Origin of the sequence: Micromonospora echinaurantiaca (genome assembly GCF_900090235.1) — a bacterium.
In the GTDB taxonomy this organism is placed as follows: Bacteria; Actinomycetota; Actinomycetes; order Mycobacteriales; family Micromonosporaceae; genus Micromonospora; species Micromonospora echinaurantiaca.
Map to the genome: position 1 here is coordinate 6,355,967 of NZ_LT607750.1, position 26,110 is coordinate 6,382,076.

The window sequence follows — 26,110 nt, forward strand, 5'->3', positions numbered from 1 at the left end:
CGGGGTCGGGCGCACAGCCGATGCCCACGCGCCCTAAGGTGCGATGGGTACCCGCACCGTCAGGCGGGTCGGCAGGCAGCGGTCGGCATGAGAGAGTTGTCGCTGACGTCGACGCGGAGGCATTGATGAAGTTCCGAGTGGAGCGCGACGCGCTCGCCGAGGCCGTGGCCTGGACCGCGAAGAGCCTGCCCAACCGGCCGTCCGTACCGGTGCTGGCCGGCGTGATGCTCCGGGTGACCGACGGCAACCTGCAGGTCTCCGGGTTCGACTACGAGGTCTCCAGCCAGGTCACCGTCGAGGTGCAGGGGGACGCCGACGGGGCCGCGCTGGTCTCCGGTCGGCTGCTCGCCGAGATCACCAAGGCGTTGCCGGCCAAGCCGGTGGACATCGCCGCGGTCGGCGCGCACCTCGAGCTGGTCTGCGGCAGCGCCCGGTTCACCCTGCCCACCATGCCGGTGGAGGACTACCCGTCGCTGCCCGAGATGCCGGAGAGCGCCGGCACCGTCGACGCGGCCGCGTTCGCCGCCGCCGTCGCCCAGGTGGCCGTCGCCGCCGGTCGGGACGAGACGCTGCCGATGATGACCGGCGTCCGGATCGAGCTCTCCGGCAGCACGCTGGCCATGCTCGCCACCGACCGCTACCGGCTCGCCCTGCGCGAGATGCAGTGGAACCCGGACGACGCCGAGATCAGCATCAACGCGCTGGTGCCGGCCCGCACGCTGCACGACACCGCGAAGGCGCTCGGCCCGCTCGGCGGCGAGGTCACCATGGCGCTGTCCCAGGGCGGCGCCGGCGAGGGCATGATCGGCTTCTCCGGCGGCACCCGCCGCACCACCAGCCGGCTGCTCGACGGCGCCAACTACCCGCCGGTGCGTTCGCTCTTCCCGGCCAGCCACAACGCCGAGGCCCGGGTGCCGGTCAGCGCCCTGGTCGAGGTGGTCAAGCGGGTCGCGCTGGTCGCCGAGCGGACCACCCCGGTGCTGCTCAGCTTCAGCGCCGACGGCCTGGTGGTCGAGGCCGGCGGCACCGAGGAGGCCCGGGCCAGCGAGGCCATGGACGCCACCTTCACCGGCGAGCCGCTGACCATCGGCTTCAACCCGCAGTACCTGATCGACGGCCTCGCCAACCTCGGGGCCCAGTACGCCGTGCTCTCGTTCGTCGACGCGTTCAAGCCCGCGGTGATTTCGCCGGCGGGCGAGGATGGCGAGGTCATCCCTGGGTACCGGTACCTCATCATGCCGATCCGCGTGTCCCGCTGATCGCACCCCCGGAGAAGATCCCAGAGAACGCACGACGGAGGTAGGAGCAGATGCAGCTCGGCCTGGTAGGACTCGGCCGGATGGGCGGCAACATGCGCGAGCGGTTGCGCGCCGCCGGCCACGAGGTGGTCGGTTTCGACCACAACGCGGAGCTGAGCGACGTCGCTTCCCTGGCGGCACTGGCCGAGAAGCTGGAGTCGCCGCGCGCGGTCTGGGTGATGGTCCCGGCGGGGGTCACCGACGCGACCATCGACCAACTCGCCGACGTGCTCGGCGAGGGCGACATCATCATCGACGGCGGCAACTCGCGGTTCAGCGACGACGCGCCCCGGGCCGAGCGGCTCAACGACCGCGGCATCGGCTACATCGACGTCGGCGTCTCCGGCGGCGTCTGGGGCCGGCAGAACGGCTACGCGCTGATGGTCGGTGGCGCCCAGGAGCACGTCGAGCGGCTCATGCCGATCTTCGAGGCGCTCAAGCCGGCGGGCGAGTTCGGCTTCGTGCACGCCGGGCCGGTCGGCGCCGGGCACTACGCCAAGATGGTGCACAACGGCATCGAGTACGGCCTGATGCACGCCTACGCCGAGGGCTACGAGCTGCTCGCCGCCTCCGAGCTGGTGACCAACGTGCCCGGGGTGTTCAAGTCCTGGCGCGAGGGCACCGTGGTGCGGTCCTGGCTGCTCGACCTGCTCGACCGGGCCCTCGACGAGGACCCGGAGCTGGCCGAGCTGAGCGGCTACACCGAGGACACCGGCGAGGGTCGCTGGACGGTGGACGAGGCGGTCCGGCTCGCCGTGCCGCTGAACGTCATCACCGCCTCGCTCTTCGCCCGGTTCGCGTCCCGGCAGGACGACTCGCCGGCCATGAAGGCGGTCGCCGCGCTGCGCCAGCAGTTCGGCGGGCACGCCGTCCGCAAGCGCTGAGCGGTATCCACAGCCTGTGTACGTCCGCCGGCTCGAACTGGTCGACTTCCGCTCGTACGAGCGGGTCGGCGTCGACCTCGAACCGGGGGCGAACGTCCTGGTCGGGCCGAACGGCGTCGGCAAGACCAACCTGGTCGAGGCGCTCGGCTACGTGGCGACCCTGGACTCGCACCGGGTCGCCACGGACGCCCCCCTCGTGCGGATGGGCGCCGGCTCGGCGGTGATCCGTTGCGCCGTGGTGCACGAGGGGCGCGAGCTGCTGGTCGAGCTGGAGATCGTGCCGGGCAAGGCGAACCGGGCCCGGCTCGGCCGGTCACCGGCCCGCCGGGCCCGGGACGTGCTCGGCGCGCTGCGGCTGGTGCTCTTCGCCCCGGAGGACCTGGAACTCGTCCGGGGCGACCCGGCCGAGCGCCGCCGCTACCTCGACGACCTGCTGGTCAGCCGGCAACCCCGGTACGCCGGGGTGCGCGCCGACTACGACCGGGTGGTCAAGCAGCGCAACGCCCTGCTGCGCACCGCGTACCTGGCCCGCAAGACGGGCGGTTCGCGGGGCGGGGACCTGTCCACCCTGGCGGTCTGGGACACCCACCTGGCCCGGCACGGCGCCGAGCTGCTCGCCGGCCGGCTGGAGCTGGTCGCCGCGCTGGCCCCGCACGTGACCAAGGCGTACGACGCGGTGGCCGCCGGTCGGGGCGCGGCCGGCATCGCGTACCGGCCGTCGGTGGAGCTGGCCGAGCCGACCACCGACCGGGCGGTGCTGGCGGAGGCGCTGACCGCGGCGCTCGACGAGTCCCGGTCGGCGGAGATCGAGCGGGGCACCACGCTGGTCGGCCCGCACCGGGACGACCTCACCCTGACCCTCGGCCCGCTGCCCGCCCGCGGGTACGCCAGCCACGGCGAGTCCTGGTCGTACGCGCTGGCCCTGCGGCTGGCCGGCTACGACCTGCTCCGCTCGGACGGGATCGAGCCGGTGCTGGTGCTCGACGACGTCTTCGCCGAGCTGGACGCAGGCCGGCGGGAGCGGCTGGCGGAGCTGGTCGGCGGGGCCAGCCAGCTGCTGGTCACCTGCGCGGTGGACGACGACGTGCCGGCTACCCTGCGCGGCACCCGGTACGAGGTGGGCGAGGGGACGGTGCGCCGTGTCGGATGAGACGCCGGCGGGGTCCGGGCCGGAGCAGACACCGCCGGCCGAGGGCGGCGCGTCCGGCCCTGAGCTGGCCCGTGCGGTGCTGGACGCGGCCCGGGCCCGGCGGGAGGCGGCAGCGAAGACCCGTCGGCGTACCACCGGCGGGGGCGGCGGCGAGGGCGGCCAGCAGCGGCGGCTGCGCGGCTACTCCGGGCCGGGCCCGGACCCGCGGGACCCGCAGCCGCTCGGCGCGGTGCTCGACCGGCTGGTGAAGGCGCGCGGCTGGCAGCAGCCGGCCGCCGAGGCGACGGTCTTCGGCGCCTGGGAGCGGGTGGTCGGGCCGGAGGTCGCCCAGCACAGCCGCCCGGTCAAGCTGGAGGACGGCGAGCTGACCGTCGAGGCGCGCTCGACCGCCTGGGCCACCCAGTTGCGCCTGCTCGCCGGCTCGCTGTTGCAGCAGATCGCCCGCGAGGTGGGCCACAACGTGGTGCGCAAGCTGCACATCCACGGCCCGGCGGCGCCGTCCTGGTCGCGTGGGCCGCGCCGGGTCCGCGGCCGCGGTCCGCGGGACACCTACGGCTGACGGTCAGCCGGCGCGCCGGGCCTCCCGCTCGGCGCGCTTGCGTTCCCGCTGCTCGCGGCTCCACTGCTTGCGACGCTCCAGGTCCTGCTTCCACGCCTCCCGGGCCTGGTTCGAGCCGCCCTGCACCGCGCCCTGCACCTCGGGCGGGCCGGCGAGGCGGCGAAAGACCCAGGACATCAGGCGCCCGCCCTCGCCGGGGTTCCTGGGGGTCGGCTGCTCGTCGCTCATCGCCTGGCCTCTCCTGCGTCGGCAGTGACGGTTGGTGCGCTAATAATTGGTACACCAATCGTTGGTACGCTCGCAAGGACGACGAGGGAGGTCCAGCCGTGCCCGACCAGCTCGACGGGGATCCCCTGGCGCTGGAGGAGCAGGTGTGCTTCGCCCTCTCCGTCGCGGCGCGGGGTGTGGTGGCGGTCTACCGCCCGCTGCTGGAGCCGATGGGGCTGACCCACCCGCAGTACCTGGTCATGCTGGCCCTGTGGCAGTACGCGCCGCTGTCGGTCCGGGAGTTGAGCCGCCTGCTCCAGCTCGACCCCGGCACGCTGTCACCGCTGCTGAAGCGCCTGGAGGCGGCCGGCTACGTGCGGCGCGAGCGGGACGCGTCGGACGAACGCAGCCTGGCGGTCACGCTCACCGCCAGCGGTCAGGCCCTCCGGGCGCGGGCCGAGCAGATCCCGCCGGCGATCGTGGCGCGGCTCGGGCTGCCCCTGGCCGACCTGCGGCACCTGCACACCGTCCTGACCGAGGTGATCGCCGCGGCGAACCGGGCCGTGACGGCCGGTGACGACCGGCCCGGTCAGGCGTCGGCGTAGACGGCGAAGCCGCGGTCGGCGCAGCGGCGGTAGAAGGCGGCCAGCACGCTCAGCTCGGCGCAGGTGAAGGTCCACTGCGGCGGCGCGCCGCTCTCGTCGCGCAGCGCGTCGAGCCGGCTGTCCAGCCAGCGCAGCTGCTGCTCGGCCAGGCGGCCGTCGGCGAGCAGCGAGCGCAGCACCTGGCTGACCGAGTCGAAGGTCACCGCCTCGCCCAGCTCGCGGTGGCCGGCGACGAACCGCTCGATGCCACCGGCGATCCAGGCGCAGCCGTCCGGGTCGATCACCGGGTCCTCGTCCTCGGCCGCGGCGTCCGTGGCGTAGAGCACACCCTCCAGGCCGAGCAGCAGGTCCACCAGCTCGGTGTACGCGGTCGCCCGGACGGTGCCGGTCTTGGCGATCAACTCCGCCAGCGCGGCGGTCGGCGCGGAGATCCGCGGCATGTCGACGATCTCGCCGAAGTCCACGAACTCGGCCGGCGCGACCGGGTCGTAGAAGCGGCCGGTCCGCGGCCAGTGCACCGCGACGTTGTCCAGCCCCATCTGGCGTCACCTCTTAGCACGAGTCGGGTCGATCGGGTCGATCGTCCGGTTCCGGCCGGGAAAGATCAAGCCGGTGCCCGGGGCGCCGTCAACCTACGACACGGCGGGCGGATTCGCGAGATCGGTCCACCCCGGCCGTCGGGCGGCGCCGCCGGAGATCCGGGGCAGGCGTGTAGGGGGAGTCGCAGACAGCGCGATTCGGCCGGCTACGGCATTCTCAGCCGTCCTGCGGGGGTGCCGAGTGGTGGTTTAGTCGGCCGCGCACAGTAAGATTGAGGCTGAGACGAAGACCCGGTGGGGAGCGACGAGACACGGGCCCGACACGGCCCGCGATCATCGTCCACGTCGGGTCGAGCCGATCGCGATCCGCGGGCAACCGCGGCGACCGGCGCGTTCGACCCGTACCCCGGAATTATGCCCGGTGCCGGTCCGCGTGCCGACGTCGCGTCCTGTCCGCCGAACCCGCGCCCGACGCGCCGCCAGGTGCGGACGGCGCGAGAAAGTGGCCGAGGGTGGCAGCGCAGGACAAGCAGGAGTACGGCGCAGAGTCGATCACCGTTCTCGAGGGTCTGGAGGCGGTCCGCAAGCGGCCCGGTATGTACATCGGGTCGACCGGCGAGCGCGGTCTGCACCACCTCGTGTGGGAGGTCGTCGACAACGCGGTGGACGAGGCGCTGGCCGGGCACTGCGACACCATCGACGTGGTGCTGCTCGCCGACGGCGGGGTCCGGGTGACCGACAACGGCCGGGGCTTCCCGGTCGACCTGCACCCGAAGCTGAAGAAGCCGGGTGTCGAGGTGGCGCTGACCGTGCTGCACGCGGGCGGCAAGTTCGACGGCAAGGCGTACGCGGTCTCCGGCGGTCTGCACGGCGTCGGCGTCTCGGTGGTGAACGCCCTTTCCACCCGGATGGCGGTGGAGATCCACAAGTCCGGTTTCGTCTGGCGGCAGCAGTACAGCAACTCCAAGCCGACTCCGCTGGAGAAGGGCGAGACGACCAACCGCACCGGCTCGGCGGTCGCCTTCTGGCCCGACCCGACCGTCTTCGAGACGGTCGACTTCGACTTCCAGACGATCTACCGCCGGCTCCAGGAGATGGCCTTCCTCAACCGCGGCCTCACCATCCACCTGCTCGACGAGCGCTCCGCGGACGAGGAGGGCAAGCCGCGCGAGGTGACCTTCCTCTACAAGGGCGGTATCGCCGACTTCGTCCGGCACCTGAACGCCTCGAAGAATCCGATCCACAAGACGGTGGTCGAGTTCGGCGCCGAGGAGGAGGGCATGTCGGTCGAGATCGCCATGCAGTGGAACGAGTCGTACGGCGAGTCGGTCTACACCTTCGCCAACACGATCAACACCCACGAGGGCGGCACCCACGAGGAGGGCTTCCGGGCCGCGCTGACCAGCGTGGTGAACCGCTACGGCGCCGAGCGCAAGCTGCTCAAGGGCGACGAGAAGCTCTCCGGCGAGGACATCCGCGAGGGCCTGGCCGCGATCATCTCGGTGAAGCTGGCCAACCCGCAGTTCGAGGGCCAGACCAAGACCAAGCTCGGCAACACGCCGGTGAAGAGTTTCGTGCAGCGGGTCTGCAACGAGTGGCTGGTCGACTGGTTCGACCGGAACCCGGCCGAGGCGAAGATCATCATCCAGAAGGCGTCCCAGGCCGCCCGGGCCCGGATCGCCGCGCAGCAGGCGCGCAAGCTGGCCCGGCGCAAGTCGCTGCTGGAGTCCGGCTCGATGCCGGGCAAGCTGGCCGACTGCCAGTCCACCGACCCGCGCGAGTCCGAGGTGTTCATCGTCGAGGGCGACTCGGCCGGCGGCTCGGCCAAGCAGGGGCGCGACCCGCGGACCCAGGCGATCCTGCCGATCCGGGGCAAGATCCTCAACGTGGAGAAGGCCCGGATCGACCGGGTGCTGAAGAACAACGAGGTCCAGGCGCTGATCACTGCACTGGGCACCGGCATCCACGACGACTTCGACATCGAGAAGCTGCGCTATCACAAGATCGTGCTGATGGCCGACGCCGACGTCGACGGCCAGCACATCCAGACGCTGCTGCTCACCCTGCTCTTCCGCTTCATGCGTCCGCTGGTGGAGCTGGGGCACGTCTACCTGGCCGCCCCGCCGCTCTACAAGATCAAGTGGAACAAGAAGGGCGACGACGCGCAGTACGCGTACTCCGACCGGGAGCGCGACGGGCTGATCGCGCTGCGCCAGCAGAAGAAGGCGAACGCCAAGCCGGACGACATCCAGCGGTTCAAGGGTCTGGGCGAGATGAACTACCCGGAGCTGTGGGAGACCACGATGAACCCGGCGACCCGTACGCTTCGTCAGGTCACGCTCGACGACGCGGCAACCGCAGACGAGTTGTTCAGCGTGTTGATGGGCGAGGACGTCGAGGCGCGGCGCTCGTTCATCCAGCGCAACGCCAAGGACGTCCGGTTCCTGGACATCTGACGGGCATTGGCTTCGGCGGGCCGGCCGGACATCCACCGGTCGACCCGCCGATCCACAGAGTTATCCACAGCTTGGCCGGTATCCACAGCGGTTATCCACAGCACGAAAACGACTCTGAGTCTGATAAGGGTAAACAGTGACCGATTCCCCCGAGTCCACACCGAACGAGCCCGAGGTCCCCGAGACCCTCGCGGCCGTCGTCGCGCACGACCGGATCGAACCGGTCGGGCTCGAGGTGGAGATGCAGCGCTCCTACCTCGACTACGCGATGAGCGTCATCGTCGGGCGGGCGCTGCCGGACGTCCGGGACGGGCTCAAGCCGGTCCACCGCAAGATTCTCTACGCCATGTTCGACTCCGGCTACCGGCCGGACCGCGGCTACGTGAAGTGCTCCCGCGTCGTCGGCGACGTGATGGGCCAGTTCCACCCGCACGGCGACTCGGCGATCTACGACGCGCTGGTCCGGATGGCGCAGCCCTGGTCGCTGCGTTACCCGCTGGTCGACGGCAACGGCAACTTCGGCTCGCCCGGTAACGACCCGGCCGCGGCCATGCGCTACACCGAGTGCAAGCTCGACCCGCTGGCCATGGAGATGCTGCGGGACATCGACGAGGACACCGTCGACCTGCAGGACAACTACGACGGCCGGGCCAAGGAGCCCACCATCCTGCCGTCCCGGATCCCCAACCTGCTGATCAACGGGTCCGAGGGGATCGCGGTCGGCATGGCCACCAAGATCCCGCCGCACAACCTGCGGGAGATCGGCGCGGCCGTGCAGTGGTGCCTGGAGCACCCGGAGGCCGACGAGGCCACCACGCTCGAGGCGCTGCTGGAGATCGTCAAGGGTCCGGACTTCCCCACCCACGGCCTGATCGTCGGCCAGGCCGGCATCCAGGACGCGTACCGGACCGGGCGCGGCTCGATCCGGATGCGGGCAGTGGTGGAGGTGGAGGAGGACAAGCGCGGCCGCCCGGCGCTGGTGGTCAGCGAGCTGCCCTACCAGGTCAACCCGGACAACCTCGCCGAGCGGATCGCCGAGCTGATCAAGGAGGGCAAGCTCGGCGGCATCGCCGACATCCGGGACGAGTCCTCCGGGCGTACCGGCATGCGGATCGTGCTGGTGCTGAAGCGCGACGCGGTCGCCAAGGTGGTGCTGAACAACCTCTACAAGCACACCCAGCTCCAGGAGACCTTCGGCGCCAACATGCTGGCCCTGGTCGACGGGGTGCCGCGCACGCTCAACCTGGCGCAGTTCATCCGCTACTACGTCGAGCACCAGATCGAGGTCATCCGCCGGCGGACCGCGTTCCGGCTGCGCAAGGCCGAGGAGCGGGCGCACATCCTGCGCGGTCTGGCCAAGGCGTTGGACGCCCTCGACGAGGTGATCGCCCTGATCCGGCGCTCGCCCACGGTCGAGGACGCCCGGCAGGGCCTGATCCGGCTGCTGGAGATCGACGAGATCCAGGCGACCGCGATCCTGGACATGCAGCTGCGCCGGCTCGCTGCGCTGGAGCGGCAGCGGATCCTCGACGACCTGGCCAAGCTGGAGGTGGAGATCGCCGACCTCAAGGACATCCTCGCGAAGCCGGAGCGGCAGCGGCAGATCGTCTCGGAGGAGCTCGGCGAGATCGTGGCCAAGTGGGGCGACGACCGGCGCACCAAGATCGTGCCGTTCGAGGGCGAGGTCTCGATGGAGGACCTCATCGCCCGCGAGGACGTGGTCGTCACCATCACCCGGACCGGCTACGCCAAGCGGACGAAGGTCGACCTCTACCGCTCGCAGCGGCGCGGTGGCAAGGGCGTCAGCGGCGCGACGCTGCGCCAGGACGACATCGTCAGCCACTTCTTCGTCTGCTCGACGCACGACTGGATCCTGTTCTTCACCAACAAGGGCCGCGTCTACCGGGCCAAGGCCTACGAACTCCCGGAAGCCACTAGGGTGGCCAAGGGCCAGCACGTGGCCAACCTGCTCGCCTTCCAACCGGACGAGCAGATCGCACAGATCATCGAGATCCCGAACTACCAGGTGGCCCCCTACCTGGTACTGGCCACGAAGAACGGCCTGGTGAAGAAGACGCGGCTAGAGGAGTTCGACTCCAACCGGTCCGGCGGCATCATCGCGATCAACCTGCGCGATGAGGACGAGCTGGTCGGTGCTGCCCTGGTCGCGTCCGAGGACGACCTGCTCCTGGTCTCCAAGAACGCGCAGGCGATCCGGTTCAACGCCACCGACGAGGCGCTGCGGCCGATGGGCCGGGCCACGTCGGGCGTGATCGGCATGCGCTTCGCCGAGGACGACGTCCTGCTGGCCATGGAGGTGGTCCGGCCGGGCCTGGACGTCCTGGTGGCTACGAACGGCGGATACGCGAAACGTACCCCGATCGAGGAATACCCCGTGCAGGGCCGGGGAGGTAAGGGCGTGCTGACTGCGAAGATCACCGAACGACGCGGTGGTCTGGTCGGCGCGGTGGTGATCGACCCGGACGACGAGCTGTTCGCCATCACCAGCAACGGTGGTGTCATCCGGACTCCGGTGAAGCCTGTACGCCGTACGCGTGACCGGAACACAATGGGGGTCAAGTTGATGGACCTCCCGGACGGCGTGACTATCGTGGCGATTGCTCGCAATGCCGACGAGCCTGACGAACAGGACTAGTTGAATGACGGAGACACAGGCGAAGTCGGGGAACACGGGGACCTCGGCCAACCCGGTCGACGAGGAGGCCGCGAAGAGCGGCACACCAGCGACCGGCCGCGCGGCCGTGGGCCGGGCCACGGTCCCCGCCGACGCGCCTGCCCCGAAATTCACCCGGGCTCCCGGGATGGCGCCGCCGCCGGACAAGCCGAGCGACGACGAGGCACCGGCCGACAAGACCGAACCGGTAGCGGCGGCGGAGAAGCCGAGTTCCGGCGGCACCACCCCCACCGCGACCGCGACCGCCCCGGCGGCCGCGGCCGGAAACCGGCCGTCGGCCACCCAGCCGATCGGCGTACGGCCGGGCCAGTCGGCCCCCGGCTCCGCCGGCGCCAGCGGGGTCACCGGCACCCAGCCGCGGGTCACCCCCGGCACCCGGCCGCAACCGGACGGCGGCCGTCCGGGCGCCAGCGGCCGGCCCAACGGCGGCGGGCTGCCGCCGGGCATCAGCAGCGCGGCCGCCGTCGGCGCCGCGCGGGTGGGTGACGCGGTACGCGCCGCGCGTACGTCGGTCAGCTCGGCCGCGTCGCGCGGACCGCGCCGGGCCCGGCTGAACCTCAAGCGGATCGACCCCTGGTCCGTGATGAAGTTCGCCTTCGCCGTGTCCGTGGTGCTCTTCATCGTGGTGGTGGTGGCCACCTCGGTGCTCTACCTGGCGCTGGACGCGATGGGCGTCTTCCAGAGCGTCAACGACAGCCTGACCGACCTGGTCAGCGCGGGCGGCGGGCAGAGCACCGACGGCTTCCAGATCACCGCCAAGGGCGTGATCCTCAGCTCGGCGCTGATCGGCCTGGTCAACGTCGTGCTGTTCACCGCGCTCGCCACGCTCGGGGCGTTCGTCTACAACGTCTGCGCCGACCTGGTCGGCGGGATCGAGCTGACCCTCGCCGAGCGGGACTGAACGACCACCTGGACGCCGGGGCACCGCGAAAGCGGTCGCCCCGGCGTCCCGCATTCCGGTACGTTCGACAGGGCGACGGGCGCCCCGCCGGCCGGGGCCCCGATTTGGGGCGGGGTGGGCCGATGGGTTAACCTTGGCCGTCGCTACGCGGGGCTATAGCTCAGTCGGTTAGAGCGCAGAGCTGATAACTCTGAGGTCGCTGGTTCGATTCCAGCTAGCCCCACCGCACACCGTCCGACGACAGTCGAGCGCGAGGGGTAGCCCCATGTTCAAGAAGCTGCTGATTCTGGCCGGCGTCGTCGGTGTGGCCGCCGTCGTGGCCAAGAAGGTCAAGGCTTCCAACGACGAGCGCGCTCTCTGGCACGAGGCGACCACCGCTCCCGACCTGCGCTGATCCCGGTCGGCACAGCCAGCACCACCACCAGGCGGCGTCGCCCGCTCCCGGGGCCCTAGCTCAACTGGCAGAGCACTGCCTTTGCAAGGCAGGGGTTAGGGGTTCGAGTCCCCTGGGCTCCACCAGCACGAACACCGGTTGATCTCGGCCCCGACGTACAGCCATCCGTACAGCCGAGCGGTCAGGCCGTCCGCTTCGCCCAGCACTCGATCGATGGCTGAGCCAGCCTGACGAGCCCGCACCCGGCAGGTGTTCACCACGTAACGAGTTCGGCCAGTGCGGCACTGGTGGCTTCATCGGCCGGGAGGAATGCTTCCAGTCGCAGTTCGGCGATGGTGACGTCGGTGGCGGTGCCGAACTGGGTGAGCGTGGTGATGAGCTGCAGCTCCCGGCTGTCCGGGTCGCTCGTGCGCAGGTGTAGCGGCACCGCGAACCCGAGGTGATGTGGCGAGAGTTGCCGGGGCCGCGGGGGTGCCAGGTCCACGAGTTCCTCGGCGAGGCGCTTGAGCCGGTCGCTCGGGTTGCGGACACTCTCGGCTTGGATGCTGTCGATGATGTGCCAGGCCCATTCGTCGAGGTTGACGATGCGGGGTGCGAGACCGCAGGGGTGCAGCAGGACTCGGGGGACGCTCACGGGTGGGGTGAGCAGGTGTGGGTCCACTCCGCGGGTGATCATCTGGAAGCCGGCGTTGGCGGAGATGAGGTCGCCGTGCCGGTCGACGATAGCGGCCGGGTACGGCAGGTGGCCGTGCAGGACGCGTTCGAGGGCGGTTCGGACTGGTGCCAGTTGAGGGTCGTCCAGTTCGCGCTGTGGGTACGCGGGCGCGAATCCGGCGGCGAGGAGCAGTTCGTTGCGTTCGCGGATCGGCACCTCCAGCGATTCGGCCAGCCGAATGATCATCGCCCGGCCGGGGGTTGAGCGTCCGCTCTCGATGAAGCTGACGTGCCGTTGCGTGGTGCCGGCCCGCACCGCCAGTTCGAGTTGGCTGACGCGTCGTCGGGTGCGCCATGTGCGCAACGCACCCGCGAGTCCGCCGCTCGCGGATTCGATGATCATTCTTCCTGTGTACCGGGTGCCGCGCCGGTTGGCGATTCCCTGCGGGGAATTGTCGCGGCACGTCCGGTGCAGAACAGTCGTGGTCGCAACGATCATTCACGACCGAAGGATCACCATGGCTGACATCGACCTGAAGAACCTCACCGACCGCTACGTCGCGGTGTGGAGCGAACCCGACCCGGACCGGCGCCGCGCCGCCGTTCGCGAGCTCTGGTCCACCGACGGGGTCCATGTCCTGCAGCCGCCTCAGGAGATGCGACAGACCGCCGAGGGCCTGGGGTTCGATCGTCTCGTCCTGGAGGCGCGCGGGCATGACGAACTGGAGGTGCGGGTGACGCGCGCGTACGAGGAGTTCGTCGCTCCGGGGACCTTCGTGTTCCGCTCCCGCGGGGATGCCGACCGGCTCCACGACGTGGTCAAGTTTCGCTGGGAGATGGTGCCTCGCGACGGTGGCGACGTGGCCGGTGTCGGGCTGGAGATCCTCGTGCTCGGCGCGGACGGGCGCATCGTCAGCGACTACCAGTTCATCGAGGGATGACCGTGGCCCGCCTCGGATGGTGCCGGGCCGGTGTGTGACGGGGGAACCGGCCACTGGGCAAGCCCCTAGCATTGCCCCGTGATCGAGGACTTCGCGGATCGGCTCCTGCGCGACATGACCCGCCTCGATCCCTGCACAGCGGTCGTCGAGGCCGGCGAGCAGGATGTCGACGGGCTTACCGACTACAGCCCGGAGGGCCACCAAGCCCGCGCCGACCTCGCAGCCCGCGCCCTGCGCGAGCTGGAGACCCCGGGTGACGCACTGCCGGCCGCGACCCCGCTGTACGCCCACCTCGCCGAACGGCTGCACACGCGGATCGCCTTCCACGATGCCGGGGAGGACCTGCGCGAACTGCACGCGGCGGCCACCGGTCCGCTCCAGCTCATCCGCCAGGCGGTCGAGGCCGCGGTTCCCAGCCGCGGCGTCGAGGGCCCGGCCTTCGAGGAAGGCTGGGCTCGGGTCGGCGCACGCCTGGCCGCGATCCCCGCGGCCCTGGACGGGTACGCCCGCAGCCTCCTACTCGCCGCGGAGCGCGGCAATCTGCCGGCGCGGCGTCAGGTGGAGCTCGTCACGCAGCGCTGCCGCAACTGGATCGACGACGACGTCGCCCTGGTGGATCGCTACGGAGAGGGGCCGCAGCGGGCGTCGTTGCAGGCCGCGGCGACGGGCGCGCAACGGGCGTACCGGAAACTCGCCGAGATGCTGACCGCGGACCTGGCGTCACGGGCCGTTGCGGAGGAGGCGTTCGGCCAGCAGCGGTACGAACTCTGGGTGCGCACCTTCCTCGCGGCCCAGCCCGACCTGCGCGAGCTGTACGACTGGGGCTGGGACGAGTTCCGAGCGACAGAGGCAGAGCTGATCGCGGAGGCGACGGCCCTGGGCGGGAGCGTGCCGGAGGTGCTTGCCTGGCTCGCCAGCCCCGACGCACCCGGCACCCTGCACAGCAGGGAGGCGTTCGGCGCGTGGCTGCAGGAGCTGTTGGAGGCCACCACCGAGCGGTTGGACGGCGCGTACTTCGACATTCCCGCCCCGCTGCGGCGCATCGAGTCGCGGTTGACCACGTCGGCCGGCATTGCCTACACCGGGCCGTCGCGGGACCTGACGCGGCCGGGCCGGGTCTGGTGGTCCCTGCCCGAGGACGCAGCGAGTTTCCCCACCTGGATCGCCTACAGCACCGCCTATCACGAGGGCGTTCCCGGCCACCACCTCCACCTTGGCTCCGAGGTCTGCCGAGGAGGCCTCGGGCAGCGGCTGAACCTGCTCGGCGGCCTCTCCGGCAGCCAGGAGGGCTGGGCACTGTACGCCGAGCGATTCATGGACGAACTCGGGCTCTATGAACAGCCGGGTGCTCGACTGGGGCATCTGTTGATGCAGCTCCTGCGGGCGGCACGGGTTGTGGTCGACATCGGCCTGCACCTGCGACTGCCGATGCCGTTCGGTGACGGAGCACCGTGGACGCCGGCTGCTGCGCTGGAGCTGCTGCGGGACCGCTGTCACCAGGGGCCGTACGCGCCCGCCGAGGTCGGGCGTTACCTCGGCCGGCCGGGGCAGGCGTTGGCCTACAAGGTGGGTGAGCGCGTGTGGCTGGCCGGCCGCTCGTCCTTCCTCGGCGACCGGCGCGCATTTCATCGTCAGGCGCTGGAGCTGGGTTCGCTGGGCTTGGACCAGTTGACGGCCGCCCTCCAGGGTGACCGCGCACCACTCGTGCGTCGCGGTGAAGAAAGCCGGGGACCGCGCTGGTAGCTCACGAGGACGCCGGGGCGCGGCCCCGACGGGCTGCTCTTGACAGCACGCCGGGCGGGATGATCCCGAACCAGGCTCCGGTGGCGACCATCGAGGCGACGACGTACGCCACCCACCACCCGAGCATCGCCCACACGCCCTGGGCGGCGGCGCCGACCCCCGCCACCACCATCCGCCATTGGCCGTCTCGTCCGATCAGCTGTGGGTTGAACCGGCGCGCAGTAGCGCCTCGTTGAGTAGCTTGCTGGCTCTCTCCTCGTCGGGAAGCACCGCGCACAGCTCCGCCAGCGTGTTCACCAGCACCGCCTCGGCCAACGCCAGGCCAGGATCAAGCATCCGATACGGTGGCACGACGGCACGCCAGAGGCCCTCACTCATCGGCGATGAGTACACCCATTGATCGCGCGGTCCCCGCTACCTGCTTCATCGCGGCCTCCACGTCATCGGTGTTGAGGTCCGGAAGCTTACGCATCGCGACCTCTCGCAGTTGCTCCCGCGAAATCTTCGCCACCGATTCTGTTCCGGGCCGACCCGATCCCTTCGACAACCCCAGGATCCGCCGGATCAAATGCGCCGTTGGCGGAGTCCGGTGTGACCGGCGCACCGGGCGAGGCGGTCGACGAGTACGAAGCCGGGTGCCGTCGCAGCGATGAGTCTGCCGGCGCCCGCAGGTCTACCACCCGACCGAGACACCAACTGATCGGGAGTAAGGCATGGGCCGCATCCACATCGAGCTGTTCGCAACCCTCGACCTCGTCGGGCAGGCGCCCGGCGGCCCCGACGAGGACCCGGCGGGGTTCCCGTTCGGCGGCTGGCAGGCCCCGCTGCTGGACGAGGTCTCCGGGGCGCAGGTCGCTGCCGCGTACGAGGGCACCGACGCCCTCCTGCTCGGCCGGCGAACGTATGACATCTTCGCCGCCTACTGGCCGCACCAGGAGGGCGGCGAGGACAACGAGATCGCCACCCTCTTCAACAGCGTCCCGAAGTACGTCGCCTCCCGCGGCAGGCCTGACCTCTCGTGGGCCGGGTCCACGCAGCTCGGCCCGGACCTGGCCGGCGCGGTGCGGGAGATCCGTGACCGGCACGAGCACATCAAGGTTGTCGGGAGCTTGAACCTGGTGCAGACCCTGCTGCGCGAGAAGCTCTTCGACCAGCTCGACCTCTGGGTGCACCCGATCGTGCTCGGCGTCGGGAAGAAGGTGTTCGACGGTGGCGCGGTGCCCACCAATGTCACCCTCCTCGAACCGCCGGTGGCCAGTCCGACGGGCACCGTGTACCTGCGCTACGGGCTCGCCGAGGGCACGCCCGGGACGGGGGACATGAGCGCCCCCGATCGCGGTGTCGGGCGCGACGACTGAAGCGCCGGGGGCAGCGGGCATGGCCGGCACCGGCCGGGGTAGGAGAAACGGCAACAACCCCCCGGAAGTGAGGTGTCATGCCAATGCCGACCGCACGCGACATCATGACCAACGACGTGACCTGTGTCCGTGAGCAGGACGACCTCCGGACCGCAGCCAAGCAGATGGCGCAGCTGGGCGTCGGATCGCTGCCGATCTGCGGTCAGGACAACCGGCTCAAGGGCATGCTGACCGACCGCGACATCGTGGTGAAGGTGCTCGCCGAGGGCCGCGACCCGGGCAGCGTCACCGCGGGCGAGCTGGCCCAGGGCGAGGCGGTGACCATCGGCGCGGACGACGACGCGGCCGAGATCCTGCGCACCATGGGCCAGTACAAGGTGCGCCGGCTGCCGGTGATCGACGGGCACGAGCTCGTCGGCATCGTGGCCGTCGCCGATGTGGCCCGCTCGCTGCCGGAGCGCCCGGTGGGCGACCTCATCGAGGCGATCTCCGAGCGCAACTGACCGGTCCCGAACCGACGGACGCCGCCTCCGGCCCACCGGCCGGCAGGCGGCGTCCGGCGTCCGGCGTACGGACGGGAGGACCGGCGGCGGGTGGTCAGCTGCCGGCCGGCGGCGAGATCCGTTCGGCGGGTGGGGTGATCGGGGTGAGCGGCACCGTCTCGCCGCGGACGATGGTGCGTACCCGCTGCACGAAGCCGCGCCGGCGGGCCGCCATCACGAAGTGGCCCAGCGGCGAGCGGAACACCGGATAGTCGTCGTAGTGGATCGGCACGGTCAGCTTCGGGCGGACCAGCTCGACCAGGTCGGCGCCCTGTCGCGCGTCCATGGTGAGCAGGACGCCGGCGATCCTGGTGCCACCGAGGTGGATCAGCATCGCGTCGATGTCCGGGTACCGCTCCGGGATGTCGGCGAGCAGCGGCTTGTTCAGCGTGTCGCCGGTGACGTAGAGACGGAACTGTCGGGAGCCGTCGCGTTCCAGGTCGATCATGGTGCCCATCACGTCGGGCATCAGCCGGTCCACCACACCGGGCCCGTGCTGGCCGGGCATCGAGGTGAGCCGCAGGATCTCGCCGGGGCGGCGCAGCTCGCGCGAGCGCCAGGTGGGCAGCCCTTCGGCGGCCCGGAAACCCCACCGGCGCAGCTTCCGTTCGGCCGCCGGGGTGGTGACGATCGGCAGCTCCCGGTCCAGCTCCCGCCGGGCCACCCGGTCGAAGTGGTCACCGTGCAGGTGGGACAGGACCACCGCGTCCAGCGACGGCAACTGGGCGATCCGCAGCGCCGGGTCGGTACGCCGCTTCGACCACAACCCCTTGCCCAGGTACGCCCGCTGCCCCTGGTGCAGGAAGTTCGGGTCGGTCAGCAGGGTGAACCCACCCATCCGCAGCACGGTGGTGGCGGTCCCGACGAACGTGACCTCCGGTTGTGCTTCCATGTCCACCTCCCAGGTGGGTGACCAGGCGGGCGGTGCGCGGGCCGAGCCCGGAGGCCGGCACCTCCATCCCGCAGCGGTACCCCCGATGACCGGCGCCATGCGTAGCCGCCGCCGATGCTCGTCAGCCCGGCTCCGCCGAACGGTCGGCCTCGACCGGTGGATCAGCGGCGGAGGAGCCGGGTGGGCCGTCGGACCCGGCCGGGTGGCTCTGCGGCAGCCGGGCCACCAGCCGGGTGAGCGCGCCGTTGGCGACGGTGGCGCCGAGCGCCGACCCGGTGGCGATGGTCCAGCCCACCGGCCCGAGCGGGGTGCAGCCGAAGAACTGGCTGACGCCGGGAGTCTGCACCACCCCCACCAGCACGCCGAGCGACGCGGCGGTGGAGGCGAGCACCGCCGGGCTGGTGCCGCCGGCCAGCACCGTCTGCCCGAGCTGGGTGCCGACCAGCGACACCAGCGCGACGGTGCCGGCCCGCCGGCGTCGTCCGGTGTACCGGGCCAGTGTCCAGCCGGCGGTGGCGCCCAGCGTGGTGGCCGCGGCGCGCAACCCGATCTCGCGGGTGAGCGTCTCGCCGAGCGACCTGTCCGGCCCCTCCCGGAGCAGCCCGTCGGCGTGGTCGGCGCCCGGCGGGCGGATAGCGATGGCCAGCGCCGGCGCCAGGTCGGTGAGCAGGTTGACCAGCAGCAGCTGCCGGCCGGTGAGCGCGGACCGGCCGGTGGCGGCGGCGCTCAGCACGCTGAACGCGATCTCCCCCAGGTTCCCGCCGACCAGGATGCTCAGCGCGTGGCGTACCGACGACCACATCGCCCGACCTTCCACCAGGGTGGCGATGATGGTCTCCAGCCGGTCGTCGGTGACCACCAGGTCGGCTGCGGCCCGGGCGGCCGGGGTGCCCCGCTGGCCGAGCGCGATGCCGACGTCGGCGAGCCGGATCGCCGGCGCGTCGTTGGCGCCGTCGCCGGTCATCGCGACGGTACGCCCGCACCTCTGCAACGCCTGGATGATCCGGACCTTGTGCGCCGGGGTGCAGCGGGCCACCACGTCGGTGCGGGCCAGCCGCTCGGCCAGCGCGTCGTCGTCGAGCTGGTCGAGTTCGGCAGCGGTGACCACCTGCTGCTCGTCGCCGTCGCTGATGGTGGCGGCGATCGCCTCGGCGGTGGCCGGATGGTCACCGGTGATCATGATGGTGTGCACGCCGGCCTGGCGGATCCGCCGCACGGCCGGCGCGGCGCTGTCGCGTACCCCGTCGGCGAGCGCCAGGAAACCGACGAACACCAGGTCGCGTACGTCGTCGTCGCCGATCTCCGGGTCGTCCACGGCGCACTCCGCGACGGCGAGGATCCGGTGCCCCGCCCCGGCCCGCTCGGCGAGCAGCCGGTGCAGGTCGTCCCGGCCGGCGTCGTCCAGCGGCTCGTCGCGGCCGTCCACCCGCCGGTACGCGCACCGCGGCAGCACCGTCTCCGGCGCGCCCTTCACGCTGAGCAGCCGCCGGTGCCCGTCCTCGCCCACCGTCGCGTGGTAGCCGCGGGACGGCTCGAAGGGCAGCCCGCCGGTGGGCCGCCACCGGGGCACGTCGGTCTGTTCGGTCACGCCGGCGGACTCGGCGCCGCGGCGTACCGCCCGGTCGGTCTGCAACGCCAGCTCGTCCGGGTCGTCGGCGGCCGGGGTGGCCCGCAGCGCGGCGGCCAGAGCCGGCCGGGGCCGGTCGTCGAGCCGGTCGACCGGCGCGTATCGGTGGCCGTCGCCGACCCCGGCGAGCCGCAGCTGCCCCTCGGTGAGGGTGCCGGTCTTGTCGAAGCAGAGCACGTCGACCCGGCCGAGTGCCTCGATGGTGCGCGGGTTGCGGACCAGCGCCCCGTGCTCCGCCAGCCGCCGGGCGGCGGCCAGTTGGGCGGCGCTGACCAGGAACGGCAGCCCTTCCGGCACGGACGCCACGGCCAGGTTCGCGGCGGTGGCGGCCGTCTCGGCCAGCGGCACGCCGCGCAGCAGCCCGGCGCCGGCCACCGCCACCGCCGACCCGGCGGCCAGCGGCACGGCCGCCCGGGTCAGCCGGCCCAGCCGGGCCTCCACCCCGCTGGCCGGGGGCGCCTGCCGGGCCAGTGCCAGGCTGCGCCCGGCCTCGGTGTCGGCGCCGGTGGCCACCACCACGGCGGTGCCGTACCCGGCGGCGACGGTGGTGCCCTCGTAGAGCATGGACCGGCGGTCGGCGACGGCGGCGGCGACCACCGGTTGGTCCGTCTTGCCCACCGGGAGGGACTCGCCGGTCAGCGACGACTCGTCGGTCTCCAGGCCGACCGACTCCAGCACCCGGCAGTCGGCCGGCACGGAGTCCCCCGGCTCCAGGGTGACCACGTCACCGGGCACCAGGTCGTCGGCCGGCAGCATCCGCTCCTCGCCGTCCCGGCGCACCCGGGCGGTCACCGCCGAGCGGGAGAGCAGCTCGGACAGCGACCGTTCGGTGTTGCGCTGGTGTACCGCGCCGATCAGCGCCGACCCGCCGACCACGCCGCCGACCAGGGCGGCGTCGACCAGCGAGCCGAACGTCGCGGAGAGCACCGCGCCGGCGGTGAGCACCGGGGTGAGCGGGTTGGCCAGCTCGTCGACGAAGGCCCGGAGCAACCCGGACCGTCCGGGCAGGTCACCCGGCCCGGCCACCCGGCGGCGCTGGGCCTCGCCGCTGCCGAGCCCGTCCGGGCCGCTGCCGAGGCGATCCAGCACGGTGTCGGTGGGCATCAGGTGCCAGGCGGTGATGGTCGGCGCGGGGGTGTCCGTCCGGTCGGGCAGCCGGCGGGCCCGCCAGACGCCGTGCGCGAAGGCGAGCGCGGCGGCGCCGTTCACCGCGCCGAGCGTACGGCCGGGCAGTCGCTCGGGGTCGGCGGTGAACGCGTTCAGCGCACCGAGGCCGGTGCCGGCCAGGGCCAGCTGGATGTTCTGCGCGGTCACCCGGCGGGCCACCCCGGCCGCCTCCACGAGCAGGGCGACGATCCGCAGGTCGGCGCCGACCAGCAGGTGCGCGCCCCAGGGCGGCAGGTCCTCCGGCGCGGACAGGCCCAGCCCGCAGTCCGCGGCGCCGAGCGCCGCCCGGTCGCCGGAGGCCAGCATCACCACCGCCCCGTCCCGTTGCAGGGCCCGGACCGAGTCGGCCAGCTCGGCCCCGCCGGCCACGTACGCGTCGGCGAAGCCGTACCGCTGCTCGTCGTCGCCGGCCACGACCAGCCGCAGCCCGGCCTGACGGGCGACGGCCGGCAGGGCGTCGACGCCCGGCGCCGGCTCGGGTTCCACCCGCAGCACCGCGGCCAGGCTGTCGCCGTCGGCGAGGCCGAGCAGGTCGGCGCCGGTGTCGCGCAGCCGCCGGCTCTCCGCGGTGTCCCCGGGATCGCGGGCGTCGAGCTGGTCCAGCGGGCCGAGCCGCCAGCCGTCGGCGTGCCGCAGCTGGTGCGGGTGGGCGGGGTCGAAGAGCGCGAACGCCCGGCTGGCCACCTGCCCGGTGTCCGCGCCGGGCAGCGGTGCGAGGTCGGCCAGCACGCCGCGATCCGAGCCAAGCACGGCGGCGTCCAGCACCAGCGTGTCGATCCGGTCCAGTTTCCGCAGCACGCTGCGGTCCATCGCGATCACGCCGCGCCGGGCCAGGATCCGGCCGAGCTGAGCGCCGTAACCCTCGCGGCCGCTGCCCGGGGCCTTGGGCAGCGTGGAGAGCCCCAGCGCGGCGGCCCGTTTGCGGCCGACGACCGGCGTCGCGGCCGCGGCGGCGGCGGCACCGGCGATCAGCATCCGGTTGATGTACCGCTCGACCGGCCCGTCCGGCTGGGGGGTGACCCGCTCGCCGGCCGGTGACCGGGCCACCGCCCGCTCCGGGTCGCCGGTGAGCCGCGGCTCGGCCTTTCCCCAGGCGGCGAGCTGGGCGCGTGCCTCACCCCACTGCACCACCCGCTGCGCGCCGTCCAGCACGATGCCGGTCCACCCCCCGGTGAGCCCCTGTACGACCGCCTCGACGAGCGGAAACAGCAGGTCGGCGCGGGGGTCGGCACGCAGCCCCCGGTCGGCGAGGGCGTGCAGTCTGGGATGCAGGTCGACGGCGCCGAGCAGCCCGGCGACCTCGCCCGGTACGGGGGCGAACGGCAGGATCCGGGTGGCCGCCGAGATGGTCAGGCCGAGTGCGTCCGAGGCGAGCGCGCCCAGCGTGCGGGGTGTGCGGGGACCCTCCTCGGGCGGGTGCGGCGGGGGGATCTCCGGGTCCGGCTCGTGCGGACAGGCGCGTTCGGTGCGGGCCACCGTGGCGATCAGGTCCCGCAACTTCGGCGGCGGCGTGCCGACGGCCACCACCACCCGGCCGGACGGGGCGTTCACCCGGGCCCACTCGACCCCGGGCACCCGCTCCAGCGCCGCCTCCACCTGGCGGGCCAGCAGGTCGCCGCCGTCCTGACAGACGCCGTGCACCTCGATGTGGTGCCGGCCGGGGCGGGACCAGACCCGGCGGTTGGTCAACCCGGCCAGGCGGGCCAGCCGGGTCGCGGCCGACCCGACGGTCCGGGTCGCCTCGCCGACCACCGGCGGCAGGGCGACCGGGGGCCGGAGGCGGCCGGCGACCCGGCCCAGCGAGGTCATCGAGGCGTACGACCGGACAGGTGCCGGCCAGGTCCTCCGATGCGGCTCTGCCTGCCGTACGCCATCTCGCCTCCCACGTCTGCTCCGGTGGCCGCCCGGCCCCCACGGCGGCTTCACGGCGATGGCCTGGCTTCCCGCCCGGACGTCCGTTATGCCCCCCGAGCAGGGGAACTTCGGCGAGGGGGTGGCGCCACCCGCGGGCCGACGAGATGGCGATCACGCTTGACCTCAATCCGGGTTCAGGTCGGAGGCTGACCGCATGCTGATCGAACTGCTCAGGGCCGAGGTACGGCGGGACGAGCTGGCCCGTCCACTCCGTGCCGGCAACCGTCCGACCCCGCTCTGGCCGCGCCCTACGGCGGGCCGCCGGTGACCGCCACCGCCGCGCCGCCGGAGCCCGTCGCCCCGGCCCCGGGCCTCTTCGCGCCGCGGCTGCGGGCCATGACAGTGGGCAGCGTCGCCCTGGTCTCGCTGCTGGCGTTCGAGGCGCTGGCGGTCGGCACCGCGATGCCCACCGTGGCCCGCAGCCTGGACGGGCTGGCCCTGTACGGGATCGCGTTCGGCGGCCCGTTCGCGGCCGGGGTGCTGGCCATGGTGGCCAGCGGCATCTGGTGCGACAGCCGGGGGCCGCGCGCGCCGATGTGGCACGGGCTGGTCTGGTTCGTGCTCGGGCTGGTCATCGCGGGCAGCGCCACGGCGATGGGCGCGCTGGTCGTCGGGCGGGTGGTGCAGGGGTTCGGTTCCGGTCTGCTGTCGGTGGCGCTCTACGTCATCGTCGGGCGGGCGTACCCGGAGGAGCTGCATCGGAAGATCTTCGCCGCGTTCGCCGCCGCGTGGGTCGTACCGTCGCTGGTCGGGCCGGCGGTGGCCGGGCTGATCGTGGAGTACCTCGGCTGGCGGTGGGTCTTCCTCGCGGTACCGCTGGTGGCGGTTCCCGCTGTGCTGCTGATCCACCCCGGCCTGCGGGCGGTCGGCCCGGCGACGCGGACGGCGCGGCCGGCCGGCGCGGTGGCCCGGATCGGCTGGGCGTGCGGAGCGGGGGTGAGCGCCGCACTGCTGCACATCGGGGGACAGCAGCGCGGCGCCTCCGCCGTCACCCTGGTCGCCCTGGCGCTGGTCGGGTTGCTGGTCTGCGCGCCCCGGCTGCTGCCGGCCGGGTTCCTGCGGGCCGGCCGGGGTCTGCCGACCGTGGTCGGGCTGCGTGGCCTGGCCTCCGCCGCGTTCGTCGGCGCGGAGGTGGTGATCCCGCTGATGCTCTCCCGGGAGCGCGGGTTCTCGCCGACCGCGGCCGGCCTGGTCCTCACCACGGGCGCGCTGGCCTGGTCGGTGGGGTCCTGGTTGCAGGGCCGGCTGCCGGCGCCGCAGTCCCGGGCCACCCTGCCCCGGGCCGGGCTGGCCTGCATCGCGGGCGGCACCGCGGTGGTCGCGCTGACCGTCGCACCGGCGGTGCCGGTCCTGGTGGGGGTGCTCGGCTGGGCGGTGGCCGGGCTCGGCATGGGCCTGCTCTACCCGTCGCTGTCGGTGCTCACCCTGGAGTTGTCGGCCCCGGGCGAGCAGGGGCGCAACAGTTCCTCGCTGCAACTGGGCGACTCGCTCTTCGCCGCGACCGTGCTGGCGCTGACCGGCGCGGTGCTCGCCGCCGGCGCCGCCCCCGCCGCGGGCGACTACGCCGGGACACTGACGGTGGCGTCCGGCCTGGCGCTGCTCGGCCTGCTGCTCGCCGGTCGGGTGGTACCGGTCCCGCGGGCGGCCCACTGAGGGCCTCCCCGCCGCCGGTGGCGGCTGCGGGCGGCCGGCGGAGGGCCACGGGCGTGCCGGTGGCTGGCCGGCCGCACCGGCTGAGCCGCGGTCGGGGCACCCGAGGTGCGCGGCGGCGGCCAGCCGGCAGTCGGCGGATCGGCGGGTCACCGGGGGTGGGTGGCCGGCAGGATGGTCGGGGAGATGAACTTCCTGACCATCCTGCCGCTGGCCGTGGTGATGGTCGCCGGGACGCAACTGGTCGCGGCGGTCTTCCTCGCCGCGGCCGACCGGCCGCGCGCCGCGTCGCTCGGCTACCTGGCCGGCGCCGGGCTGGTGGTCGGCGGCGGGGTGACGCTGAGCTGGCTGGTCACCCGGGCGGTGAAGCTCAACGTCGGCGACGCCGGCCAGGGCGGGCACGGCCCGGTCGAGACCAGGATCGACCAGGTGGTGCTGGTCCTGCTGGTGGTGCTGGCGCTGGTGGTGTTCCTCCGGCGGCACTCCACCGGCCCACCGCGGTGGATGGGGAGGCTCCAGCAGGCCGGCCCGGGCTACGCCGCCCGGCTGGGCGTGCTGCTCTTCCTCGCCATGCCCACGGACGACCTCACCATGCTCACCGTCGGCGCGAGCGCCGCCCGGCACGACCTGCCGTGGTGGCACCTGCTGCCGTTCGTGCTGCTCACGCTGACCCTGCTGGCCGTGCCCCTGCTGGCGTTGCTGCTGCTCGGCGGCCGGGCCGCCAGGGTGCTGCCCCGGATCCGTGACTGGACCGCGCACAACTCCTGGGTGGTCAGCGAGCTGGTGATCGGCTTCTTCGTCGTGGTGACGCTGGTCGACCTGGTGCGGTGAGCTGACACACGGGCGGTCACACCGGACCGCCCGGCGCCGTCACCGACCTGGACGCGTCGGCCTGCGGGGGGCCGGAGAAGGAGGACATCATGCGGGTGCTGGTCACCGGAGCGGGCGGCCGCCTGGGTCGGGCGGTGCTGCCCCGCCTGCTCGACGCCGGGCACACGGTACGGGCCACCAGCCGTCGGCCGCGTACCGACGCGGCGGTGGAGTGGGTGGTGGCGGACCTGGCGACCGGGCACGGGGTGGCCGCGGCGGTAGGCGGCGTGGCCGCGGTGCTGCACCTGGCCTCGTCGCCGAACCGGCGTACCCACCAGATCGACGTGCTCGGCACCCGCGAGCTGGTTCGGGCCGCCGGGGCCGCCGGCGTGGGCCATCTGGTCTACGTCTCGATCGTCGGGGTTGACCGGGTGCCGATCCCGTACTACCGGCACAAGCTGGCCGCCGAGCGGGTGGTCGCCGCCGGACCGGTGCCGTGGTCGGTGCTGCGGGCCACCCAGTTCCCGCAGTTCCTCGACGACATGCTGGTCGCGTCGAGCCGGCTGGGCCCGGTGATCGGCGACCGGGCGGTGCTCGCCCAGCCGGTCGACCCGGACGAGGTCGCCGCCCGGTTGGTCGAGCGGCTGGCCACCGGCCCGTCGCGCGACGTCGAGGAGTACGGCGGCCCGGAGGTGCTCCGCTTCGATGAGGCGGTACGCGCCTGGAAGGCCGCCCGGCGGTCCCGCCGTCCGCTGCTGCCGGTACGGATCCCGGGCCGGCTCGGCCGGGTCCTGCGCTCGGGTGGACTGGTCACCGAGGCGACGCCGAGAGGCTCCCTGACCTGGGCGGACCACCTGGCGGACACGTACGGGGGAACCCGGGCAAGATGAGAACCTTCCCTGTTCACGTTCGGCCTACCGTGACGCCATGTTCGCCATCGTCACCACAGTGATCCTCTACGTCGCCGGCTTCGTCTTCCTCTACGGCGTCATCCGGCTCGCGGTCCGGCACGCTCTGGAGGATCTGGAGGTGCGCCGGATCCAGGCCCAGCGGGCGGAGGAGCTGGCCGCCGTGCGGGACCGCACCATGCTCCGCGAGAACGCCTTCCTCACCGGCAGCTGACC

General features: G+C 72.8%; 24 protein-coding genes, 2 tRNA genes and 2 pseudogenes. 20 read left to right on the forward strand and 8 right to left on the reverse strand.

Annotation, left to right across the window (positions count from 1 at the left end; translation table 11 throughout):
• The first annotated feature begins 125 nt into the window (after positions 1–125).
• The 4 genes from dnaN to GA0070609_RS28830 are packed head-to-tail and all read left to right on the forward strand — an operon-like array spanning position 126 to position 3,891.
• The gene (gene dnaN / locus GA0070609_RS28815; protein WP_088996698.1) at positions 126–1,259 is read left to right on the forward strand and encodes a DNA polymerase III subunit beta; all 1,134 of its coding nucleotides are present in this window, start codon (positions 126–128) and stop codon (positions 1,257–1,259) included.
• A 50-nt stretch (positions 1,260–1,309) separates the two neighbouring features.
• Positions 1,310–2,182 carry a phosphogluconate dehydrogenase (NAD(+)-dependent, decarboxylating) gene (gene gnd / locus GA0070609_RS28820; protein ID WP_088996699.1) on the forward strand — a complete coding sequence of 291 codons (873 nt, stop codon included), beginning with the start codon at positions 1,310–1,312 and terminating at the stop codon, positions 2,180–2,182.
• A 16-nt stretch (positions 2,183–2,198) separates the two neighbouring features.
• Complete coding sequence (recF, locus tag GA0070609_RS28825; protein WP_088996700.1) at positions 2,199–3,332, forward strand: DNA replication/repair protein RecF; 1,134 nt, start codon at positions 2,199–2,201, stop codon at positions 3,330–3,332.
• The gene (locus GA0070609_RS28830) at positions 3,322–3,891 is read left to right on the forward strand and encodes a DUF721 domain-containing protein (protein ID WP_088996701.1); all 570 of its coding nucleotides are present in this window, start codon (positions 3,322–3,324) and stop codon (positions 3,889–3,891) included. The genes recF and GA0070609_RS28830 overlap by 11 nt, the downstream gene beginning before the upstream one ends.
• 3 nt (positions 3,892–3,894) lie before the next feature.
• Here GA0070609_RS28830 and GA0070609_RS28835 read toward each other — a convergent pair whose 3' ends face one another.
• Positions 3,895–4,119, reverse strand: a complete 225-nt coding sequence (locus tag GA0070609_RS28835) for a hypothetical protein (protein WP_088996702.1) — start codon at positions 4,117–4,119, stop codon at positions 3,895–3,897.
• A gap of 98 nt (positions 4,120–4,217) precedes the next feature.
• On the opposite strand from GA0070609_RS28835, the gene GA0070609_RS28840 reads away from it, so the two are divergent.
• Entirely contained in the window at positions 4,218–4,703 is a 486-nt protein-coding gene (locus GA0070609_RS28840; RefSeq protein WP_088996703.1) for a MarR family winged helix-turn-helix transcriptional regulator, read from the forward strand.
• Here GA0070609_RS28840 and GA0070609_RS28845 read toward each other — a convergent pair.
• On the reverse strand, positions 4,688–5,242 hold the full coding sequence (locus GA0070609_RS28845) for a hypothetical protein (RefSeq protein ID WP_088996704.1): 555 nt from the start codon (positions 5,240–5,242) through the stop codon (positions 4,688–4,690). The two genes, GA0070609_RS28840 and GA0070609_RS28845, sit on opposite strands and share 16 nt — an antisense overlap.
• A gap of 512 nt (positions 5,243–5,754) precedes the next feature.
• Between GA0070609_RS28845 and gyrB the strand changes: the two genes are divergently transcribed.
• The 7 genes and pseudogenes from gyrB (at position 5,755) to GA0070609_RS28870 (ending at position 11,813) form a co-directional block, all read left to right on the forward strand.
• A complete protein-coding gene (gene gyrB / locus GA0070609_RS28850) occupies positions 5,755–7,698 on the forward strand; it encodes a DNA topoisomerase (ATP-hydrolyzing) subunit B (protein WP_088996705.1) in 1,944 nt (647 codons plus the stop codon).
• A 136-nt stretch (positions 7,699–7,834) separates the two neighbouring features.
• Entirely contained in the window at positions 7,835–10,354 is a 2,520-nt protein-coding gene (gene gyrA, locus GA0070609_RS28855) for a DNA gyrase subunit A (protein ID WP_088996706.1), read from the forward strand.
• A gap of 4 nt (positions 10,355–10,358) precedes the next feature.
• A pseudogene (locus GA0070609_RS35305) lies at positions 10,359–10,548 on the forward strand (DUF3566 domain-containing protein); the annotation flags it as partial.
• Positions 10,549–10,730: 182 nt separating this feature from the next.
• Positions 10,731–11,294, forward strand: a pseudogene (locus GA0070609_RS35310) (DUF3566 domain-containing protein); the annotation flags it as partial.
• Positions 11,295–11,443: 149 nt separating this feature from the next.
• Positions 11,444–11,517, forward strand: a tRNA-Ile gene (locus GA0070609_RS28865).
• 42 nt (positions 11,518–11,559) lie between these two features.
• Positions 11,560–11,688: a DLW-39 family protein gene (locus GA0070609_RS34650; RefSeq protein ID WP_231928447.1), complete on the forward strand. Its 129-nt coding sequence runs from the start codon at positions 11,560–11,562 to the stop codon at positions 11,686–11,688.
• A 49-nt stretch (positions 11,689–11,737) separates the two neighbouring features.
• Positions 11,738–11,813, forward strand: a tRNA-Ala gene (locus tag GA0070609_RS28870).
• 128 nt (positions 11,814–11,941) lie between these two features.
• Here GA0070609_RS28870 and GA0070609_RS28875 read toward each other — a convergent pair.
• Complete coding sequence (locus GA0070609_RS28875) at positions 11,942–12,745, reverse strand: helix-turn-helix domain-containing protein (protein WP_088996708.1); 804 nt, start codon at positions 12,743–12,745, stop codon at positions 11,942–11,944.
• A 115-nt stretch (positions 12,746–12,860) separates the two neighbouring features.
• Here GA0070609_RS28875 and GA0070609_RS28880 point away from each other — a divergent pair, with 115 nt between their 5' ends.
• Together GA0070609_RS28880 and GA0070609_RS28885 are read left to right on the forward strand one after the other, a co-directional pair.
• Positions 12,861–13,283: a hypothetical protein gene (locus GA0070609_RS28880; protein ID WP_088998025.1), complete on the forward strand. Its 423-nt coding sequence runs from the start codon at positions 12,861–12,863 to the stop codon at positions 13,281–13,283.
• Positions 13,284–13,361: 78 nt separating this feature from the next.
• Positions 13,362–15,026, forward strand: a complete 1,665-nt coding sequence (locus tag GA0070609_RS28885) for a DUF885 domain-containing protein (protein WP_088996709.1) — start codon at positions 13,362–13,364, stop codon at positions 15,024–15,026.
• 1 nt (position 15,027) lies between these two features.
• On the opposite strand, the gene GA0070609_RS33430 is transcribed toward GA0070609_RS28885, so the two are convergent.
• The 3 genes from GA0070609_RS33430 to GA0070609_RS35315 are packed head-to-tail and all read right to left on the reverse strand — an operon-like array spanning position 15,028 to position 15,630.
• On the reverse strand, positions 15,028–15,192 hold the full coding sequence (locus GA0070609_RS33430) for a hypothetical protein (RefSeq protein WP_157748320.1): 165 nt from the start codon (positions 15,190–15,192) through the stop codon (positions 15,028–15,030).
• A gap of 29 nt (positions 15,193–15,221) precedes the next feature.
• Positions 15,222–15,362, reverse strand: coding sequence for a hypothetical protein (locus GA0070609_RS33435; protein WP_157748321.1), 141 nt, complete (start codon positions 15,360–15,362; stop codon positions 15,222–15,224).
• A 34-nt stretch (positions 15,363–15,396) separates the two neighbouring features.
• Positions 15,397–15,630 carry an uL11 family ribosomal protein gene (locus tag GA0070609_RS35315; RefSeq protein ID WP_088996710.1) on the reverse strand — a complete coding sequence of 78 codons (234 nt, stop codon included), beginning with the start codon at positions 15,628–15,630 and terminating at the stop codon, positions 15,397–15,399.
• A gap of 109 nt (positions 15,631–15,739) precedes the next feature.
• On the opposite strand from GA0070609_RS35315, the gene GA0070609_RS28895 reads away from it, so the two are divergent.
• Together GA0070609_RS28895 and GA0070609_RS28900 are read left to right on the forward strand one after the other, a co-directional pair.
• Positions 15,740–16,384, forward strand: coding sequence for a dihydrofolate reductase family protein (locus GA0070609_RS28895; protein WP_088996711.1), 645 nt, complete (start codon positions 15,740–15,742; stop codon positions 16,382–16,384).
• Between the two features lie 83 nt (positions 16,385–16,467).
• The gene (locus GA0070609_RS28900) at positions 16,468–16,887 is read left to right on the forward strand and encodes a CBS domain-containing protein (RefSeq protein WP_088996712.1); all 420 of its coding nucleotides are present in this window, start codon (positions 16,468–16,470) and stop codon (positions 16,885–16,887) included.
• A 94-nt stretch (positions 16,888–16,981) separates the two neighbouring features.
• On the opposite strand, the gene GA0070609_RS28905 is transcribed toward GA0070609_RS28900, so the two are convergent.
• Positions 16,982–17,818, reverse strand: a complete 837-nt coding sequence (locus tag GA0070609_RS28905) for an MBL fold metallo-hydrolase (RefSeq protein ID WP_088996713.1) — start codon at positions 17,816–17,818, stop codon at positions 16,982–16,984.
• 121 nt (positions 17,819–17,939) lie between these two features.
• On the reverse strand, positions 17,940–22,421 hold the full coding sequence (locus GA0070609_RS28910) for a cation-translocating P-type ATPase (RefSeq protein WP_088996714.1): 4,482 nt from the start codon (positions 22,419–22,421) through the stop codon (positions 17,940–17,942).
• A 369-nt stretch (positions 22,422–22,790) separates the two neighbouring features.
• Between GA0070609_RS28910 and GA0070609_RS28915 the strand changes: the two genes are divergently transcribed.
• The 4 genes from GA0070609_RS28915 (at position 22,791) to GA0070609_RS28930 (ending at position 26,108) form a co-directional block, all read left to right on the forward strand.
• A complete protein-coding gene (locus GA0070609_RS28915; RefSeq protein WP_231928448.1) occupies positions 22,791–24,179 on the forward strand; it encodes an MFS transporter in 1,389 nt (462 codons plus the stop codon).
• Positions 24,180–24,362: 183 nt separating this feature from the next.
• Positions 24,363–25,007, forward strand: a complete 645-nt coding sequence (locus GA0070609_RS28920; RefSeq protein ID WP_088998027.1) for a GAP family protein — start codon at positions 24,363–24,365, stop codon at positions 25,005–25,007.
• Between the two features lie 89 nt (positions 25,008–25,096).
• Positions 25,097–25,876 carry an SDR family oxidoreductase gene (locus GA0070609_RS28925; RefSeq protein WP_088996715.1) on the forward strand — a complete coding sequence of 260 codons (780 nt, stop codon included), beginning with the start codon at positions 25,097–25,099 and terminating at the stop codon, positions 25,874–25,876.
• A gap of 37 nt (positions 25,877–25,913) precedes the next feature.
• Complete coding sequence (locus GA0070609_RS28930; RefSeq protein WP_088996716.1) at positions 25,914–26,108, forward strand: hypothetical protein; 195 nt, start codon at positions 25,914–25,916, stop codon at positions 26,106–26,108.
• The last annotated feature ends 2 nt before the right edge of the window (positions 26,109–26,110 follow it).